Origin of the sequence: Allobosea sp. LjRoot9, assembly GCF_964252745.1 — a bacterium.
Classification (GTDB): domain Bacteria; phylum Pseudomonadota; class Alphaproteobacteria; order Rhizobiales; family Beijerinckiaceae; genus Allobosea.
The window spans coordinates 139,033-155,325 of record NZ_CAXUPC020000007.1; the positions used below are offsets into that span (position 1 = coordinate 139,033).

Annotated in this window: 16 protein-coding genes; 6 read left to right on the plus strand and 10 right to left on the minus strand. The window is 67.4% G+C overall.

The annotated features are described in order from the left end of the window. Positions 1–61: 61 nt before the first annotated feature. From gcvT to ACSQ3P_RS23555, 6 genes are all read left to right on the plus strand, one after another. On the plus strand, positions 62–1,225 hold the full coding sequence (gene gcvT, locus ACSQ3P_RS23530) for a glycine cleavage system aminomethyltransferase GcvT (protein WP_436167905.1): 1,164 nt from the start codon (positions 62–64) through the stop codon (positions 1,223–1,225). Positions 1,226–1,254: 29 nt separating this feature from the next. Beyond that, positions 1,255–1,629: a glycine cleavage system protein GcvH gene (gene gcvH / locus ACSQ3P_RS23535; RefSeq protein ID WP_069690149.1), complete on the plus strand. Its 375-nt coding sequence runs from the start codon at positions 1,255–1,257 to the stop codon at positions 1,627–1,629. Between the two features lie 165 nt (positions 1,630–1,794). Continuing rightward, positions 1,795–3,135: an aminomethyl-transferring glycine dehydrogenase subunit GcvPA gene (gene gcvPA, locus ACSQ3P_RS23540; protein ID WP_436167906.1), complete on the plus strand. Its 1,341-nt coding sequence runs from the start codon at positions 1,795–1,797 to the stop codon at positions 3,133–3,135. 43 nt (positions 3,136–3,178) lie between these two features. Next, positions 3,179–3,835 (plus strand): hypothetical protein, encoded by a 657-nt coding sequence (locus ACSQ3P_RS23545; RefSeq protein ID WP_436167907.1) that lies wholly within the window; start codon positions 3,179–3,181, stop codon positions 3,833–3,835. A 15-nt stretch (positions 3,836–3,850) separates the two neighbouring features. Then, entirely contained in the window at positions 3,851–5,425 is a 1,575-nt protein-coding gene (gene gcvPB, locus ACSQ3P_RS23550; protein ID WP_436167908.1) for an aminomethyl-transferring glycine dehydrogenase subunit GcvPB, read from the plus strand. A 199-nt stretch (positions 5,426–5,624) separates the two neighbouring features. Continuing rightward, the gene (locus ACSQ3P_RS23555; RefSeq protein WP_436167909.1) at positions 5,625–6,911 is read left to right on the plus strand and encodes a L,D-transpeptidase family protein; all 1,287 of its coding nucleotides are present in this window, start codon (positions 5,625–5,627) and stop codon (positions 6,909–6,911) included. Positions 6,912–7,017: 106 nt separating this feature from the next. Here ACSQ3P_RS23555 and ACSQ3P_RS23560 read toward each other — a convergent pair whose 3' ends face one another. From ACSQ3P_RS23560 to ACSQ3P_RS23605, 10 genes are all read right to left on the minus strand, one after another. Next, entirely contained in the window at positions 7,018–7,845 is an 828-nt protein-coding gene (locus tag ACSQ3P_RS23560; RefSeq protein ID WP_436167910.1) for a dienelactone hydrolase family protein, read from the minus strand. Between the two features lie 100 nt (positions 7,846–7,945). Continuing rightward, on the minus strand, positions 7,946–8,422 hold the full coding sequence (locus tag ACSQ3P_RS23565) for a F0F1 ATP synthase subunit B family protein (protein ID WP_436167911.1): 477 nt from the start codon (positions 8,420–8,422) through the stop codon (positions 7,946–7,948). Between the two features lie 11 nt (positions 8,423–8,433). After that, positions 8,434–8,991: a F0F1 ATP synthase subunit B family protein gene (locus ACSQ3P_RS23570; RefSeq protein WP_436167912.1), complete on the minus strand. Its 558-nt coding sequence runs from the start codon at positions 8,989–8,991 to the stop codon at positions 8,434–8,436. A gap of 131 nt (positions 8,992–9,122) precedes the next feature. Further along, positions 9,123–9,350: a F0F1 ATP synthase subunit C gene (locus ACSQ3P_RS23575; RefSeq protein ID WP_056707584.1), complete on the minus strand. Its 228-nt coding sequence runs from the start codon at positions 9,348–9,350 to the stop codon at positions 9,123–9,125. A 63-nt stretch (positions 9,351–9,413) separates the two neighbouring features. Continuing rightward, positions 9,414–10,178, minus strand: coding sequence for a F0F1 ATP synthase subunit A (locus tag ACSQ3P_RS23580; protein ID WP_069690157.1), 765 nt, complete (start codon positions 10,176–10,178; stop codon positions 9,414–9,416). 44 nt (positions 10,179–10,222) lie between these two features. After that, entirely contained in the window at positions 10,223–10,573 is a 351-nt protein-coding gene (locus ACSQ3P_RS23585) for an AtpZ/AtpI family protein (protein ID WP_092169535.1), read from the minus strand. A 222-nt stretch (positions 10,574–10,795) separates the two neighbouring features. Continuing rightward, positions 10,796–14,251 (minus strand): AAA family ATPase, encoded by a 3,456-nt coding sequence (locus tag ACSQ3P_RS23590; protein ID WP_436167913.1) that lies wholly within the window; start codon positions 14,249–14,251, stop codon positions 10,796–10,798. Between the two features lie 212 nt (positions 14,252–14,463). Then, on the minus strand, positions 14,464–15,084 hold the full coding sequence (locus ACSQ3P_RS23595) for a DsbA family protein (protein WP_436167914.1): 621 nt from the start codon (positions 15,082–15,084) through the stop codon (positions 14,464–14,466). A 91-nt stretch (positions 15,085–15,175) separates the two neighbouring features. Next, a complete protein-coding gene (locus ACSQ3P_RS23600; protein WP_436167915.1) occupies positions 15,176–15,673 on the minus strand; it encodes a DUF721 domain-containing protein in 498 nt (165 codons plus the stop codon). A gap of 42 nt (positions 15,674–15,715) precedes the next feature. Next, on the minus strand, positions 15,716–16,273 hold the full coding sequence (locus ACSQ3P_RS23605; RefSeq protein ID WP_436167916.1) for a GNAT family N-acetyltransferase: 558 nt from the start codon (positions 16,271–16,273) through the stop codon (positions 15,716–15,718). Positions 16,274–16,293: the final 20 nt, after the last annotated feature.

The window sequence follows — 16,293 nt, forward strand, 5'->3', positions numbered from 1 at the left end:
AGGGGGCGCGCTCCGGACAGTTCCGTCCGGGGCTTGCGCTTGACTCTGGAAGGGGCCCTCCATGGCTGCCGAAGCCGATACCGCGATTGCTCATGCATCGCCCGAGACCCCATCGCTCAAGACTGCGCTCCATTCCCGCCATGTCGCGCTCGGCGCCCGCATGGTGCCTTTCGCCGGCTACGACATGCCGGTGCAGTACCCGAGCGGCATCCTGACCGAGCATAACTGGACGCGCGAGAAGGCCGGGCTCTTCGACGTCTCGCATATGGGCCAGGCCTTCCTGGTCGGTCCCGATCACGAGACCACGGCGCGCGCGCTGGAAGCCCTGATTCCCGCCGACATCCTCAACCTCGCCCCAGGCAAGCAGCGTTATTCGCAGCTCCTGAACGACGAGGGTGGTATCCTCGACGATCTGATGGTGACGCGCTCGCTCGACCCCGATGAGGACGGCGCGCTCTATCTCGTCGTCAACGCCGCCTGCAAGACCGAGGACTACGCCCATATCGAGGCGCGGCTGCCGGCCAATGTGAAGCTGATCCGGGCCGAGCATCGCGGCCTGATCGCGATCCAGGGACCGGCCGCCGCCGAGGCGCTGGCCGTGCTCGCGCCCGAGGCCGCCGAGATGGGCTTCATGACCTCGCGCAGCATGAAGGTCGCCAGCATCAAGGCCAATCTCAGCCGCTCCGGCTATACCGGCGAGGATGGCTACGAGATCTCGGCTGCCGCGAACAAGATCGGCGAGATCTGGGACACGCTGCTGCTCGACGCCCGCGTCAAGCCGATCGGGCTCGGCGCACGTGATTCGCTGAGGCTGGAGGCGGGCCTGTGCCTCTACGGTCATGACATCGACACCACGACTTCGCCGGTCGAGGGCGCGCTGACCTGGTCGATCCAGAAGCGTCGGCGCGAGGAGGGCGGCTTTCCCGGCGCTGCCCGCATCCAGCGCGAATTCGCTGAGGGGCCCGTGCGCGTCCGCGTTGGCCTGCTGCCGGAAGGCCGCGCTCCGGCTCGCGAGGGTGCCGAGATCGCCACGCCCGAGGGCGAGATCGTCGGCAAGGTCACCTCTGGCGGCTTCGGCCCGACCCTGAACGCGCCCTGCGCCATGGGCTATGTCGCCAAGGCGCATTCCGCTCCCGGCACGCGGCTTGATCTGATCGTGCGCGGCAAGCCGCTGCCGGCGGTCGTCGCCGCGATGCCCTTCGTGCCCAACCGCTACAAGCGCTGATCCCCATTCCCTTTCCAGGAGACAAGACCATGGCCGAGACCCGCTACACCAAGGACCACGAATATATCCGCATCGAGGGTGACACCGGCACGGTCGGCATCAGCGACTACGCCCAGGCGCAGCTTGGCGACGTCGTCTTCGTTGAATTGCCTGCCATCGGCAAGGCCGTGACCAAGGGCGGCGAAGCGGCCGTGGTCGAGAGCGTCAAGGCGGCGTCCGAGGTCTATGCGCCAGTCTCCGGCGAGGTCGTCGCCGTCAACAGCGAGCTCGAGGCCTCGCCCGGCACGGTCAATGAGGATCCGGCCGGCAAGGGCTGGTTCGTCAAGCTCAAGCTCAGCGACGCTGCCGAGCTCGAGGGTTTGATGAGCGAGGCCGAGTACCAGGATTACGTCAAGACGCTTTGAACGGGGGCATCCCGCACGCGCTGCGGCACGAAAGTGCTGCTGCGCAGATGCGGGATCGCTCTCCGGATAAGGCGCCTTCTCGTCATACGATCCCGTGTCTGTGCAACAGCACTTTCGTGCCGCAGCGTGCACGGGATGACACCCAACTCACCACGGAAGCACCCCATGCGCTACCTCCCCCTCACCGACACCGACCGGCTCGACATGCTGGCCCGCATCGGCGTTCCCGATGTCGATGCGCTGTTCAGCGACGTACCGGCCGGCAAGCTCCTGACCGCGCCGCTCGATCTGCCCCGCGCCAAGGGCGAGCTCGAGGTCGAGCGCATCATGGGGCGCATCGCGGCCAAGAGCATCGCTGCCTCCTCCGTGGCCTTCTTCGTCGGGGCCGGGGCCTATAAGCATCATGTCCCGGCGACGGTGGACCATCTGATCCAGCGCTCGGAATTCCTGACCAGCTACACGCCCTATCAGCCCGAGATCGCGCAGGGCACGCTGCAATATCTCTTCGAGTTCCAGACCCAGGTCGCGGCGCTCACCGGCATGGAGGTCGCCAACGCCTCGATGTATGACGGTTCGACCGGCACCGGCGAAGCCGTGCTGATGGCCCACCGCGTCACCAAGCGCCGCAAGGCCGTGCTGTCGGGCGGCCTGCACCCGCACTACGCTGCGGTGGTGAAGACGCTCTCCGAGATGGCGAGCGACGAGGTCGTGGCGCTGAAGCCCGATGTCGCGGCCAATGAGGACATCCTCGCCCAGATCGACGACGAGACCTCCTGCGTCGTCGTGCAATCGCCCGACGTCTTCGGCAATCTGCGCGACCTCGCCCCGATCGCCGCGAAGGCGCAGGCCCATGGCGCCTTGCTGATCGCGGTCGTCACCGAAGTGGTTTCGCTCGGCGCGATTACCTCGCCTGGCGAGATGGGGGCCGACATCGTCGTCGGCGAAGGCCAGTCGATCGGCAACGCATTGAATTTCGGCGGCCCCTATGTCGGGCTCTTCGCCGCCAAGTCGAAATATGTCCGCCAGATGCCGGGCAGGCTCTGCGGCGAGACGGTGGACGCAGACGGCCAGCGCGGCTTCGTGCTGACGCTCTCGACCCGCGAGCAGCATATCCGCCGGGACAAGGCGACCTCGAACATCTGCACCAATTCCGGCCTCTGCGTGCTCGCCTTCACCATCCACATGACGCTGCTCGGCCAGGCCGGGCTGTCGCGGCTGGCTGAGGTCAACCACGCCAACGCGGTCAAGCTCGCCGACATGCTGGGCGGGGTGAAGGGCGTCACCGTGCTCAACGAGAGCTTCTTCAACGAGTTCACCGTGAAGCTCTCCAAGCCCGCCGCCGAGGTGGTCGAGGCGCTGGCCGAAAAGGGCGTGCTCGCCGGCGTGCCGGTCTCGCGGCTGTTGCCCGGCGCTGGGCTCGATGACCTGCTGATCGTGGCGAACACCGAAGTGAATACGGATGATGATCGTGACGCCTTCGTCGCGCGGCTGCGCGAGGTTCTCTGAGGTTTACGAAGTTCCCGGACGTTTAACGGAAGGAACGGCTCTCATGTCCCTGCACGCCATCATCGCCCGCCGCCAGCGTGCGCTCATCGCCTCGTGGGTGCGCAGCCCGCTCGTGCAGGTGCAGGTCGAAGCGCCCAGCGCCCTGCCGGGGCTGGTGTTCATCTCGGATGCCGGTGAGGCCGGCATGGCTGGCGGAGTCGGCCGGCGCGACGAACGCAATGTCGCTATGGTGACCAGGCCCGGCGATCCCGATACGCAGGCGAGTTGCTGGGTCGCGGCGCGTTATTCCGGCTATCGCTCTGCCTATCTGGCGTTCATTCGCGAAGCCTATGGCGTCAGGGCGACATCCGCTGAGCTGGCCGGTTTCGACATCGACCATCTGCTCAACCGCGCCAGAAGCCCGCAGGATTCGAGCTTCATCCGCATCGAGGCGATTCCGGCGGCCGCCAATCAGGATTGGGGCCGGCTGTTCGAGAAGGCCGCCTCGGATCCGCGCTTCTATGCCAACCAGGCGCGCGAGCGGCGCACCATGAGTTGGGTGATCTGCGCCAAGCTCGCCGGCCAGACGCCGCCGAACGGTCCCGGCGATCAGGCCGGGATCAATCGCCTCATACAGTATTTCGTTTCGATCGGGCTCGACGCGGCGGAAGCGCGCGACGGCCTCAACTCGATGCTCTCATTCGCCTACAAGTTTCGCTGATCGGACATAAACACCATGCTCAATCGTCAGGGACGTCCCACCCAGGCCGGCGAGGCTGCCAGCGAGCAGCACGCCACCTTCACCGGCAACAAGGCTCTGCAGCAGATCGAGCCGCTGATCTTCGAGATCGGCCATCACGAGACGACGGGCGTCGATATCGATGCGCCCGCGCCGTTCAAGTCGCGCCTGGGTAAGCATGCGCGCAAGGACGGCATCGGCCTGCCCGGTCTCTCCGAGCCCGAGGCGATGCGCCATTATGTCCGCCTCAGCCAGAAGAACTACGGCATCGACACCGGGCTCTTCCCGCTCGGCTCCTGCACGATGAAGCACAATGCCCGCCTGAACGAGAAGATGGCGCGGCTGCCGGGCTTCTCCGACGTGCACCCGCTCCAGCCGGTCTCGACCGTGCCCGGCGCGCTCGACGTCATGCTGCAGCTCTCGCATTACTTGATGACGCTGACCGGCATGCCGGCGGTGGCGCTGTCGCCGAAGGCCGGCGCGCATGGCGAGGCCTGCGGCATGATGGCGATCAAGGCCGCCATCGCCGCCAAGGGCGAGGGCGCGACCCGCAATGTCGTGCTCGTGCCGGAATCGGCGCATGGCACCAATCCGGCGACTGCGGCCCTGATCGGCTTCTCCGTGAAGTCGGTGCCGGCGCGTCCGGATGGCACTGTCGCGGTCGAGGACGTCAAGGCGCTGCTCGGGCCCGAGATCGCCGCGATCATGCTGACCAACCCCAACACCTGCGGCATCTTCGAGCCGCAGATCGTCGAGATCGCCGCCGCGATGCATGAGGCCGGCGCCTATTTCTACTGCGATGGCGCCAACTTCAACGCCATCGTCGGCAAGGCCAAGCCCGGCGATCTCGGCGTCGACGCCATGCACATCAACCTGCACAAGACCTTCTCGACGCCCCATGGCGGCGGCGGGCCGGGTGCGGGACCGGTCGTGCTGTCGGCGCGGCTCGCGCCTTTCGCGCCAGTGCCCTTCATCCATGTCGAGAACGGCGTGCCGCGCCTGATCGAGAACAAGGACGATGCGCCCGCCGGTAACCAGCCCTTCGGCCGCATGACCGCCTTCCACGGCCAGATGGGCATGTATGTCCGCGCGCTGGCTTACATGCTCAGCCACGGCTCTGACGGCATGAAGCAGGCCTCCGAGGACGCGGTGCTGAACGCCAACTACATCCGCGCCGGCCTGTCGGACCTGATGTCGCTGCCCTTCCCGGACCACCCCTCGATGCATGAGGCGCTGTTCGACGACGAATGGCTCAAGGGCACAGGCGTCTCGACGCTCGATTTCGCCAAGGCGATGATCGACGAGGGCTATCACCCGATGACGGTGTATTTCCCGCTCGTCGTGCATGGTGCGATGCTGATCGAACCGACCGAGTCGGAATCCAAGGCCTCGCTCGATCTCTTCATCGCGACGCTGCGTGACCTCGCCATGGCGGCGCAGGGCAACGACAAGGCGCGCTTCACGGCAGCGCCCCACCACGCCCCGATCCGCCGCCTCGACGAAACCCGCGCCGCGCGTCAGCCGGTGCTGAAATGGGTCAAGCCGCAGCCGATCGCCGAAGCGGCCGAGTAGCCCTCGCCATTGCGAGGAGTCTGGCGACGAAACAATCCAGGGGCCGCCGGCGAGCCCCTGGATTGTTTCGCTTTGTGCGCGATGGCGGCGTCGCCTGAAACGTTCCGATACGTAATTCTCTCCCCGGCCTTAAGGCTTCCTTGACCATATGCGAGGGAAGCTTCCGAGGTGCGCCTTCGGCGCATTGTGGGACACTTCGATGGCCGTGCGTTTCGTCAAGATTTCCGTCGCCGCTGCCTTCGCCCTTTTCCTGGGGGCGGCAGGCGCGCGCGCCGAGCAGCCGAGCTACGGCCCCAACACCTATGACCGCACGCTCGAGGCGCTGATCGCGCATGAGGACATCGCCAATCGCGGCGGCTGGCCCAAGGTGCCGGGCTCTGTTTCGAACCTGAAGCCCGACGCGCAAGGGCCCGACGTCACGGTCCTGAAGCAGCGATTGATGCTGAGCGGGGATCTGGCCCCCGAGGCTCTGCCGGGCGATGTCTATGACGTAGCCGTCGTCGCCGCCGTGAAGCGCTTCCAGCTTCGCCATGGCCTGTCGGATCTCGGCACGGTCGGCCGGCTGACGCTGAAGGCGATGAACGTGCCGGTCGAGGTGCGCCTGAACCAGCTGACCGCCACGCTGGAGCGCCTGAAGAGCAACGGCTTCACCTTCGCCGAGCGCTATGTCGTGGTCAACATTCCCGGCGCCAGCGTTGAGGCGGTCGAGAACGGCGTCGTCCAGCGCCGGCATCTCGCCGTGGTCGGGCGGCCAGACCGGCCCTCGCCGGTGCTGCAGGCCAACATCACCTCGGTGAACCTCAACCCCTACTGGACGGTGCCGACCTCGATCGTGAAGGCCGACATCATTCCCCATATGCGCAAGGAGCCCGACTTCGTCGCGAAATCGAACATGAAGCTGCTCGGCGCGGAAAACCGCGAGATCGATCCGGCCACCGTCAAATGGGCGAGCCTGACCTCGCCCTATTTCACGGTGCGGCAGGATTTCGGCCCCACCAATGCGCTTGGCCAGCTCAAGATCGACATGCCCAATAGCGAGGCGGTCTATATGCACGACACGCCGAAGAAGAGCCTGTTCCGCAACGATGTCCGCTTCAACTCGTCGGGCTGCGCCCGCATCGAGGGCGTGCGCGATCTCGCCGCCTGGCTGCTCGAGGGCACGGAGTGGACGCAGAGCGCGATCGAGGCCGAGATCGCCAAGAACGAGCGCAAGGACATCCGGCTGAAGAAGTCGGTTCCGGTCGCCTGGGTCTATCTCACCGGCTGGCAGAGCGGCGACGGTTTGACCCAGTTCCGCGAGGACATTTACGGCCTCGACACGCCACAAGGCATCGTCACCTCGACGATCCAGGCTCGTAAGCCCAAGCCCAAGGCGCCTCCCATGGTCCCTGTCCAGAAGCTTGAGGCCAAGCCCGCAGTGGCGGCACCTGTGAAGCCCGTGGCGGTGAAGCCGGCTCCCGCGAAGACGGCGACCGCCGTCAACTGAGGGGCTACAGCATCAGGCCGAACATCGTATTCGGACTGATGCTGTAGTGCTTCGACTATGCATCGGCTTGTCCCGAAAACCGGTTCCCACTTTTCGGGCCGATGCTCTATGGCGCGGCCAGGATCGCCATCACGGCGCTGATCGCCTGCTGGCGCGCCTCCGGATTCGTGCCGATCGTGACCCTACCGTCCGGGCGCTGCGAGAAGGCGGCGTTGCGTTCGCGCAGCGGCAGGTCAGGGTGGTCGAAATCATGATAGGCGCCGGCAAAGCCGGTGAAATGCGCGCCGCCGCGCTGCGCCAATTCCTGGCAGGGGGCGGCCGGCGTCCAGTCGTCGGCGAGCCCCTGCAGGATCGTGGTCGGCACCTTGGCGCTCCAGCCGCGCTTCAGGATCACGCGGCAGCCCGGATAGAAGGCGATGACCTTGCGAAACCCGCCAGCGCCGGCTGCAGCGGCATCGCCGGCGACGCGCAGCACCGTCGAGCCGCCATTCGACCAGCCGATCAGGCTGGGGCGCCCGGCCGCGGCGAAGGGCTGCTGCGCCAGCCAGTCGCTCGCGCCGAAGGCGTCCTTGGCGCGCCCAGTCGGGGTCAGAGCGCGGTCGCGATCATTGCAGAGCGAGGATAATCCGCGCGGGCGAAAACTGTCGGGCAGCAGCACGGCGTAACCGGCGGCATTGAGGCGCTGGCTCCAGTCGGTCTCGCGCGCATTCATCTTGCCGGAACGCGTCCAGAGGCCAGCGCAGCCATGCATGGCGACCACGGTTGGGAAGGGCCCTGCGCCCGCCGGCTTGGCGAGCCAGCCCGTTAGGAGAGTGCCGTCGCGCGAGGCGAAGCTGACCTGCTCCATCGCCAGGGCCGGGCTGCTGAGATCCAGGCTAGCGAGGCCAAGAAGGAGGGTGCTGGCGAGAACAGCGGTCCGAAGCAGCGGCGTCATGGAACGGGAGCCTCCTGAAGGCGCAAGGCGGGCGGACCAAAGAAAAACGCCGCGATCCCAAGGGATCGCGGCGTCGATTTGATGGTCGGCCGAGACGAACTCAGTTCAGCTTGGCCTTGACCTCTTGCAGGCCGGTCGAGAAGGCGGCTTCGCCGGCCTTCCCGGCCATCTGCCCGCGCAGGATGGCCTCGGCGGCGCGGGTGGCTGCCTCGGCGGCGGCGGCGCGAACCTCGGCCTCCGCCTGGATCTCGGCCTGAGCGATCTTGTCCTCCGCCGATTTGGTGCGGCGGGTGACGAACTCGTTCAGCTTGGTCTCGGCTTCGGAAGCGAGACGCTTGGCCTCGTCATTGGCCGCGGCGATGATGCTGGCGGCCTCCGCTTCGGCGGCCTTGCGCTTGGCTTCGTATTCGGCGAGCAGCTTTTCGGCTTCCTGCCGCAAGCGGCGGGCTTCGGCCAGTTCGCGGGCGACCATCTCGCCGCGCGAATCGAGCGCGGCCGTGATTTTCTTGTGCACGCCGAACTTGGCGAGCAAGCCCAGGAAGATGACGAAGGCGACGCCGACCCAGAAGGTATCCATCTGATCTCTCCTCAGCCCTGCGCCAGGGCCTGATCGACCGCGTCGGACGCCTCAGCCGTGCTGGGGGCCTGACCCGTCAATTTGGTCACGATCGCGACCGCGACTTCGCTGCCGAGGCCGCGGACATTGGACATCGCCTTCGATTTGGTGCTGGCGATGGCGGCTTCCGCCTTGTCGAGCTTGGCGGTGAGTTCGGCCTCGACCGAGCGGCGACGCTCGTCCGACGCCTTGGCGCCGGCGTCGCGGGAAGCCTGCGCGATCGATTGCGCGTTCTTGCGGGCTTCCGTCAGGGCCTTCTCATAGGCCTGGGAGGTTTCCTCGGCCTTCGCCTGCATCTCTGCAGCCTGGTCGAGATCGCGCGAGATCGTGTTCGCCCGCTCTTCCAGGATGGCGCCGACGCGCGGCAGGGCGACCCTCGACATCAGCCAGTAGAGGGCTCCAAACGAGATCGCCAGCCAGAAGAGCTGTCCGGCGAAGGTCTTGGCGTCGAAGGGCGGGAAGGAGGCCTTGGCGCCGTGCTCTGCCGCGGCCTGGGCCGCACCGGCCGCGAGCAGGGCAGCGGAAGCCACCAGTCCTCGTCCGAAGACAGTTGCAGAACGAAGCGGCATGGCAATGCCTTTCAGCCGGAAGAGCAGTGATGCCGGCACTCCGGCGCCGCGAGACGCGCCGGAGTTCGACAAGGCGACGTAAGATGCGTGCGTCAGAGCACGAACATCAGGACGAGCGCGACGACGAAGCAGAAGATGCCCAGACCTTCCGCAAGCGCCGCACCGATGAAGGCGCGACCGAACTGGCCGTCGGCGGCCGAAGGGTTGCGCAGCGCGCCCGAGAGGAAGTTGCCGAAAATGCTGCCGACGCCGATGGCGGCGAGGCCCATTCCGAGGCAGGCGAGGCCAGCGCCGAGATACTTGGCTGCAACAGGATCCATAGTCTTTCTCCGGTGTGAAAAGCTTGAGCGGGTGGGTGAACTCTCGCGATCTCGGCTCTGGGCTCAGTGGCCCGGATGCAGAGCATCGTTGAGATAGACGCAGGTCAGGATCGCGAAGACATAGGCCTGCAGGAAAGCGACGAGGAACTCGAGCGCGGTGAGCGCGATGGCGAGCAGCAGCGGCAGCGGCGCGATGACATAGCCGAGCACGCCGGCTCCTGTGGTCAGCGCGACGACGAAGCCGCCGAAGACCTTGAGCGCGATATGGCCGGCCAGCATGTTGCCGAACAGACGCAAGGAGAGCGAGATCGGCCGCGAGACGAAGGAGACCGCCTCGATCAGCACCATGAAGGGCAGGAGCCAGCCGGGAACGCCCGACGGCACGAACAGGCCGAAGAAATGGCTGCCATGCTTGACGATGCCGTAGACCAGCACGACGCCGATGACGAGGAAGGCGAAGGCGGCGGTGACGATGATATGGCTGGTGACGGTGAAGGAACTCGGGACCATGCCGAGCAGGTTCGCCGTCAACACGAACATGAAGAGCGAGAAGACGAAGGGGAAAAAGCGCATGCCGTCCTTGCCCATCACGCCTGTGACGGTCGAGGCGACGAATTCATAGGCGATCTCGGCGAGCGACTGCAGGCGGCCGGGCACGGTGGCGCGCTGGCTCGAGCCATAGATCATGACGAGCGAGACCACGCCCACGATCAGGACCATCAGCAGCGAGGAATTGGTGAACGACAGGTCGAGCCCGAAGGGGCGCAGGCCCACGATCGGATGGATCTCGAATTGGTGGATCGGATCGATTCCGCCGCCAGCCGCCATGTCTCAAGCCCCTCGTCGCGCAGCCAGTCTGGCTGCCTCTTCGGTTATTTCTTCGCCGCGTCGTCCTGAGACCCTGAGGTCGGACGCACGCCGAGCCGATAAGCGGAACGAAAACCGGCGATGGTGCCGAGCGCCAGGAAGGCGATCAGCAGGAACGGAGACGTTCCGAGCCACCGGTCTCCGAGGAACCCGAGAAGGGCGCCCGCGATGATGCCGCCTGCAAGATCGGTTGCTGCGCGAAACCCGGATGACATCGCGCCCGCAAGCGCCTTGTCCTTCCCAGCCGGACTTGCGCCCGGCTTTTCACTCTCCTCGGCCCGCCCGATGGCGGACTTCAAAGAGTCCAGTCTTGCGCGCAACTCCGTATCTGAGGCGCTTTTGTCAGGTTCCGACATGGCGATGATCCCTCCCTGATCGCGAAATGGCCACGATCCGGTGAAAAACCACTCTATCCCTGTCCAGACCCGCGCATCGAGCCGTCGTCAGCACGGCCTCCTTTATTGCCCGGTCCCCGCCCTGTCAAGGCAGGGCAAAGTGGCTTAAGGTATTGGAATATTTATAAATTCAGGCGAGATGCGACATTCTTGCCGCATTGCCGCGTCGATTGTGGCAATTTTTCAACCGGCCTCGCGGATGCGTTCGGCGGTCGCGAGGTCGACGGAGACCATCTGGCTGACGCCGCGCTCGGCCATGGTGACGCCGAAGAGCCGGTCCATCCGGGCCATGGTGATCGGGTTGTGGGTGATCAGGATGAAGCGCGTCTGCGTATGGCGTGCCATCTCGTCGAGCAGGTCGCAATAGCGCTCGACATTGGCGTCGTCGAGCGGCGCATCGACCTCGTCGAGCACGCAGATCGGCGAGGGGTTGGTCAGGAACACGGCGAAGATCAGCGCGGTCGCGGTCAGGGCCTGCTCGCCGCCGGAGAGCAGCGTCATCACTTGCGGCTTCTTGCCCGGCGGGCGGGCGAAGATTTCCAGCCCCGCCTCCAGCGGGTCCTCGGAATCGACCAGCTTCAGCTCGGCCGTGCCGCCGCCGAACAGCACGCTGAACAGGCGCTGGAACTGCTCGTTGACGATCTCGAAGGCGGCGAGCAGGCGCTCGCGCCCCTCGCGGTTCAAGGCGCCTATCGCCTGGCGCAGGCGCCGGATCGCCTCGCTCAGATCGTCGCGCTCGCCCGTCATGCCCTCGCGCTTGGCCTTGATCTCGGAGAGCTCGTCCTCGGCGCGCAGATTGACGGCGCCGAGCCGCTCGCGCTCGGCCTTAAGGCCGGCGAGACGGCTTTCGACCGCGCCTTGCACGGGCAGGTCCTCTCCGGGCTTCAGCCCTGTCAGCCCCTGCAGTTCGGCCAGCGTCGTCTCCAGCCCGTCCTCGATCTGGCGCGCCACGTCGGAGACGCGCTGGCGGGCGGCCTCGAGCCTGGCCTCGGCGGAAGCGCGCAATTCGCGCGCACCGGCCAGGCCTTCGAGCGCGGCCCGCGCCTGGCGATCGGCCTCGGCCAGGGCGGTTTCCGCCTTGGCGAGGCTGTCGGCCGCCTCGCGCCGGCCAGCCTCTGCGGTTTCGATCTCGGCGACGATTCGGCGACGCTCGACCAGGAAGGTGTCGGGCGCCTCCAGCAGCGCCTTCTGCTCGGCTGCGACCGTCTCGATGCGGCGCCTGGTTTCCTCGGCCGTCTGGCTGGAGGTGGCGGCGCGCTGCTGCCAGGCCGCGACGTCCTGCGCGATGGCGGCGCGCCGCTTGGTGCGCAGCTCCGCCTCGCGCGCCAGGGTCTGGACCCGCGCCCGCGCATCGGAAGCTGCGACGCGCCGTTCGCCCAGCTCGACGCGCGCTCTCAGCAAAACGGTTTCGAGATCGGTCAATGGCGAGAGCGCAGCGAACGCCTCCTCATGGCCGGCCGCCTGCGCCGTCGCTTCAGTGATGGTCTGGCCGAGACGTTCGATCGCCTCGCTCAGCGCCGAGCGCCTTGCGGCCGTCTCGCTGGCCTTGCGCTCGGCGGCGGCGAGCTGTTCGCGCGCCTGGTCGAGCCCGCGCCGCGCCATGCGCACGGCTTCGAGCGCCACGGTTTCGACCTGGGCGGCGGCTTTGGCTTCGTTCGTCGCCGCATCGAGGCCGTCCCGCGCGGTTTCCGCCGCTTCGCGCGCGGCCTGAGCTTCGCGTTCGAGATCGCCGAGCCGGTTCTTCTCGGCGAGACGGCGCGCGGCCGGGGAGGGCGCTTCGGCGGCGCTGGTGAAACCGTCCCAGCGCCAGATATCGCCTTCGCGCGAGACCAGCCGCTGGCCGGGCTTGAGCTGATCGCGCAGATGCGCGCCCTCAGTGCGCGCCACGATGCCGATCTGCGCGAGCCGGCGTTTCAGCGCGGCGGGGCCGCGCACCTGCTGGCCTAGCGCCTCGGCGCCGGCAGGCAAGGCCGGGTCGTCCCCGCCCGGGCCGGTGTCGCGCCAATGCGTCGGCGCGGAGGCCTCAGTGGCGGCATCGAGATCGTCCCCCAGCGCCGCGCCGAGTGCGGTCTCATAGCCCTTGGCGACGCTGATCGCCTCGATGATCGCCGGCCAGAGATCGCCGGTCGCTGGCGCGAGCAGCTTCTGCAAGGTCTTGATCTCGGTTTCCAGCCGCTGCGCCTTGCGGTCGGCCTCGGCCAGCGGCCCACGCAATTGCGTCTCGCGCTCGCGGGCGGCCCCAAGCGCGCCGCGCGCGGCATTGGCCCGGGCGTCGGCCTCGCCCATCGCGGCCTCGCTGGTCGTGACCGCCTCCCGCAGCGCCGCCAAAGGCGTCGAGGCGGTCGCGGCGTCGAGCGCGGCCTGGTCGCGCAGCAAACGGTCGCGCTCGCCCGACGCCCTGGTGACGCGCTCGCGCGCCTCGCGCAAGGCGCGTTCGAGTGCGCCGCGCCGCGCACCGAGATCGGAGAGGCGCGCCTGCGCGGCGGCATGCTCCGTCTCGGCCGCGGCAAGGGCGGCTTCCGTCTCGGAGAGGCTGGCCGTTGCCGCCTCGGCGCTGGCTGCGGCGCCTGCGCCCTCGCGCGCCAGCTCGTCATCCTCTTCCGCCAGCCGTGACAGGCTCCCGCTCGCATCGCGCGCGACGCTCTCCTGCCGGGCGAGATCGCCCTGAAGCTCGGTCAAGCGCCGGCCGAGCTCCTCGCCGCGCTGCCTGGCGCGGCGGTTGGCGGCCTCAATCTCGTCGAGGCCGCGCTTGAGCCGCACCAGCGTCGCGGCCGCCGCAGCCTCTCCTTCGCGGAGCGCCGGCAGGGCATGTGCGGCGACCGCCTGCATCCGCGCCGCTTCCGCCTGGATGCCGGTCTGCTCGGCGACGCCGCGCACGGCCGCCTCCAGCGCGCGCTCGCCCTGCGCTTCCTGCAAGCGCGCCTCGTGATGGGCGATCAGCGCCAGCACGGCTTCCGCCCGGCGGATATCGGCGGCCAGGCTGCGATAGCGCCCGGCCTGCCGCGCCTGGCGCTGCAGCGCCTCGATCTGCCCGTCGATCTCGCCGAGCACGTCCTCGAGACGCGTCAGATTCTCTTCCGCCCCACGCAGGCGCAGTTCGGCTTCGTGGCGGCGGCTGTGCAGGCCGGCGATGCCGGCGGCGTCCTCGAGGATGCGCCGGCGCGATTGCGGCTTGGCCGAGATGATTTCGCTGATCTGCCCCTGCCGCACGAGAGCAGGCGAGCGTGCGCCGGTCGCGGCGTCGGCGAACAGGAGTTGCACGTCCTTCGCGCGCACCTCCTTGCCGTTGACGCGATAGGTCGAGCCTTCCTCGCGCTCGATCCGGCGGGTGACTTCGAGGACATCGGTCTCGTTGAAGGCGGCGGGCGCCTTGCGGTCGGTATTGTCGAGGGTGAGTGCGACTTCGGCCATGTTGCGGCCGGGGCGCTCGTTCGAGCCGCCGAAGATGACATCGTCCATCCCCGAGCCGCGCATGTTCTTGAACGAGCTTTCGCCCATCACCCAGCGCAGGGCTTCGACGAGATTGGATTTGCCGCAGCCATTGGGGCCGACGATGCCGGTCAGCCCGGGCTCGATCAGGAACTCCGTCGGCTCGACGAAGGTCTTGAAGCCGGTGAGCTTGAGGCGCGTCAGCTGCATGGCGCTAATCCTTCTCCCCTCGGGGGAGAAGGTGGCCCGGCAAAGCCGGGTCGGATGAGGGACGGATAGGATCGCGCGAGGCTGCCCTCATCCGTCTGCTGCGCAGACACCCTCTCCCGATCAAAGGCGGCTGTTGCCGACTTTGACACTTTGCCTTTCCTATCTCGGGCAAGCCCGAGATAGGCGGGGAGAAGGAAGGTAGGCGCGCGTCCTCAGCCCGCGAGAAGCGGTTCGAGGATCTTGTCGAATTCGGCGATCGAGAGCGCACCTGAACGCTTCTGCCCGTTGATGAAGAAGGTCGGCGTCGCATCGACGCCAGCCTTGGCCCCACGATCCTTCACTTGCGTGACGGCGTCATAGATATCTTGCCTTTTCAAGCAGGCTTCGAACGATTCCTGTGTGAAACCGGCCTGTTTGACCATGCTCGACAGTGCATCGACCGGCTTGTCGGTGAAAGCCCAGGCCTTTTGCTGGCTGAACAGCATGTCGGTCATCGGGTAGTATTTGTCGTTGCCGTTGCAGCGGGCAAGCATGAAGCCCGCCGTCGCCAGCGGATCGAGCGGGAATTCGCGCAGCGTGAAGCGGATTTTGCCGGTGTCGATGTACTTCGCCTTCAGCGCCGGCCAGGTGTCCTGATGGAAGGCGGCGCAATGGCTGCAGGTCATCGAGGCGTATTCGATCACCGTCACCTTGGCGTCGGCATTGCCGAGCCAGACATCGCCGAGCGGGCCGGCCGTGGTCAGGTCGGTCTGCGCCTGGGCACTGCGCGCGCCCAGCATCGCGGCGGCTGCGAGGCCGGCGGTGCCGGTCAGAAGCTGTCGCCTGTTCGTCATAATGCAGTGTCCTTGAGAGCGAAATCGGTTGCCGGACCATAGAGGCCATCACGATTGTGGCAAGATCGGTTCGGTACGATCTGACCGGCGCTCACGAAGCTGTGTCGGGCCGGCCATGGCGGGCGCCCGCGCCGACGGAACGGCCGAGCCGCTCCAGCGCCGCCCGCAATTCCGGATCGGCGATGCCGGAGACCTGCTGCGCTACGCGTGCGACCGTTGCCGGGTCTGGCGGTGGCGGCGCCTGCCTGGTCACCGGCGCCTCGACCGGGCCCTGTTTCAGAACGAGCTTGCCGACGGCGCGCCAGCCGAGATGGGTGTTGACCCGCTCCAGCACGAGCGGCGCGAGCTGCTGCATCTCCAAAGCGAAAGCGCCCTCGACCCGCACCACCATCGTTGCGGGATCGGAGCTCTCGCCCGGCGCGGGCCGGCGGCGCGGCCAGTCGATCTTCAGCGGCCGCGACCGGGCCGCCAGCCGCTCGCCGACGATCTCGGGCCAGAGCGAGACGATGGCGCGGCCGGCAAAGCCCTGCGCGGCGAGCGCCGGCGCAAGGCAGTCATCGATCAGGTCGGCGAGGGGTTTGGCAGCCATGCGCCATTGTGGGCGTGCGGCGCGGCGGCAGCAAGGGACGTGCTACCTGCTCGCCCGTTGTGCACGCCATTCGGTCGCTGTGATCTCCCAGATTTCGGAGAGATGCGCGCCGGAGACGTAGTCGCGCATTTCGGTCCGGATGATCCGCATGCCGCTGCGCTCCGAGATCTTGCGGGAGGCGAGGTTCTCGGCGGCCTTCGGCACCTGCAGCGCCGCCTGTCCCAGCTCGTCGAACCAGAAATCGGTGACGGCGGCGCAGGCCTCGCTCATCAGCCCCTGATGACGCCATTCCGGCGCGAGCCAGAAGCCGCGATTATCGCCGGGCCGGGCCATCAGGCTGATCCCGCCGATCAAGGCCTCGGATGCGCTCTTGGGACGCAGGCTCCAATGCCATTCGTCGCCGCGCGCCATGCCGGGCAAGGCGATCTCGCGCAAAAAATTTTCGGCGCCGTCGGGCGGGTAGGGCCAAGGGATGCGCGCATTGAGGTAGCGCACGATCTCCCATTGCGGGAACAGCGCCTGGATCGCCGGCGCATCAGCGAGGGCGAGCGGCCGCAGCAGGAGGCGGCGGGTTTCGAGAATGGGGATAGTGTCGGGCATCCTCGACATCGGCCTGTTTT

What these genes read in the sequence shown, in the direction of transcription:
- gcvT (WP_436167905.1), top strand. Translation starts at nt 62, where the DNA reads ATGGCTGCCGAAGCCGATACCGCGATTGCTCATGCATCGCCCGAGACC.
- gcvH (WP_069690149.1), top strand. Translation starts at nt 1,255, where the DNA reads ATGGCCGAGACCCGCTACACCAAGGACCACGAATATATCCGCATCGAG.
- gcvPA (WP_436167906.1), top strand. Translation starts at nt 1,795, where the DNA reads ATGCGCTACCTCCCCCTCACCGACACCGACCGGCTCGACATGCTGGCC.
- ACSQ3P_RS23545 (WP_436167907.1), top strand. Translation starts at nt 3,179, where the DNA reads ATGTCCCTGCACGCCATCATCGCCCGCCGCCAGCGTGCGCTCATCGCC.
- gcvPB (WP_436167908.1), top strand. Translation starts at nt 3,851, where the DNA reads ATGCTCAATCGTCAGGGACGTCCCACCCAGGCCGGCGAGGCTGCCAGC.
- ACSQ3P_RS23555 (WP_436167909.1), top strand. Translation starts at nt 5,625, where the DNA reads ATGGCCGTGCGTTTCGTCAAGATTTCCGTCGCCGCTGCCTTCGCCCTT.
- ACSQ3P_RS23560 (WP_436167910.1), bottom strand. Translation starts at nt 7,845, where the DNA reads ATGACGCCGCTGCTTCGGACCGCTGTTCTCGCCAGCACCCTCCTTCTT.
- ACSQ3P_RS23565 (WP_436167911.1), bottom strand. Translation starts at nt 8,422, where the DNA reads ATGGATACCTTCTGGGTCGGCGTCGCCTTCGTCATCTTCCTGGGCTTG.
- ACSQ3P_RS23575 (WP_056707584.1), bottom strand. Translation starts at nt 9,350, where the DNA reads ATGGATCCTGTTGCAGCCAAGTATCTCGGCGCTGGCCTCGCCTGCCTC.
- ACSQ3P_RS23580 (WP_069690157.1), bottom strand. Translation starts at nt 10,178, where the DNA reads ATGGCGGCTGGCGGCGGAATCGATCCGATCCACCAATTCGAGATCCAT.
- ACSQ3P_RS23585 (WP_092169535.1), bottom strand. Translation starts at nt 10,573, where the DNA reads ATGTCGGAACCTGACAAAAGCGCCTCAGATACGGAGTTGCGCGCAAGA.
- ACSQ3P_RS23590 (WP_436167913.1), bottom strand. Translation starts at nt 14,251, where the DNA reads ATGCAGCTGACGCGCCTCAAGCTCACCGGCTTCAAGACCTTCGTCGAG.
- ACSQ3P_RS23595 (WP_436167914.1), bottom strand. Translation starts at nt 15,084, where the DNA reads ATGACGAACAGGCGACAGCTTCTGACCGGCACCGCCGGCCTCGCAGCC.
- ACSQ3P_RS23600 (WP_436167915.1), bottom strand. Translation starts at nt 15,673, where the DNA reads ATGGCTGCCAAACCCCTCGCCGACCTGATCGATGACTGCCTTGCGCCG.
- ACSQ3P_RS23605 (WP_436167916.1), bottom strand. Translation starts at nt 16,273, where the DNA reads ATGCCCGACACTATCCCCATTCTCGAAACCCGCCGCCTCCTGCTGCGG.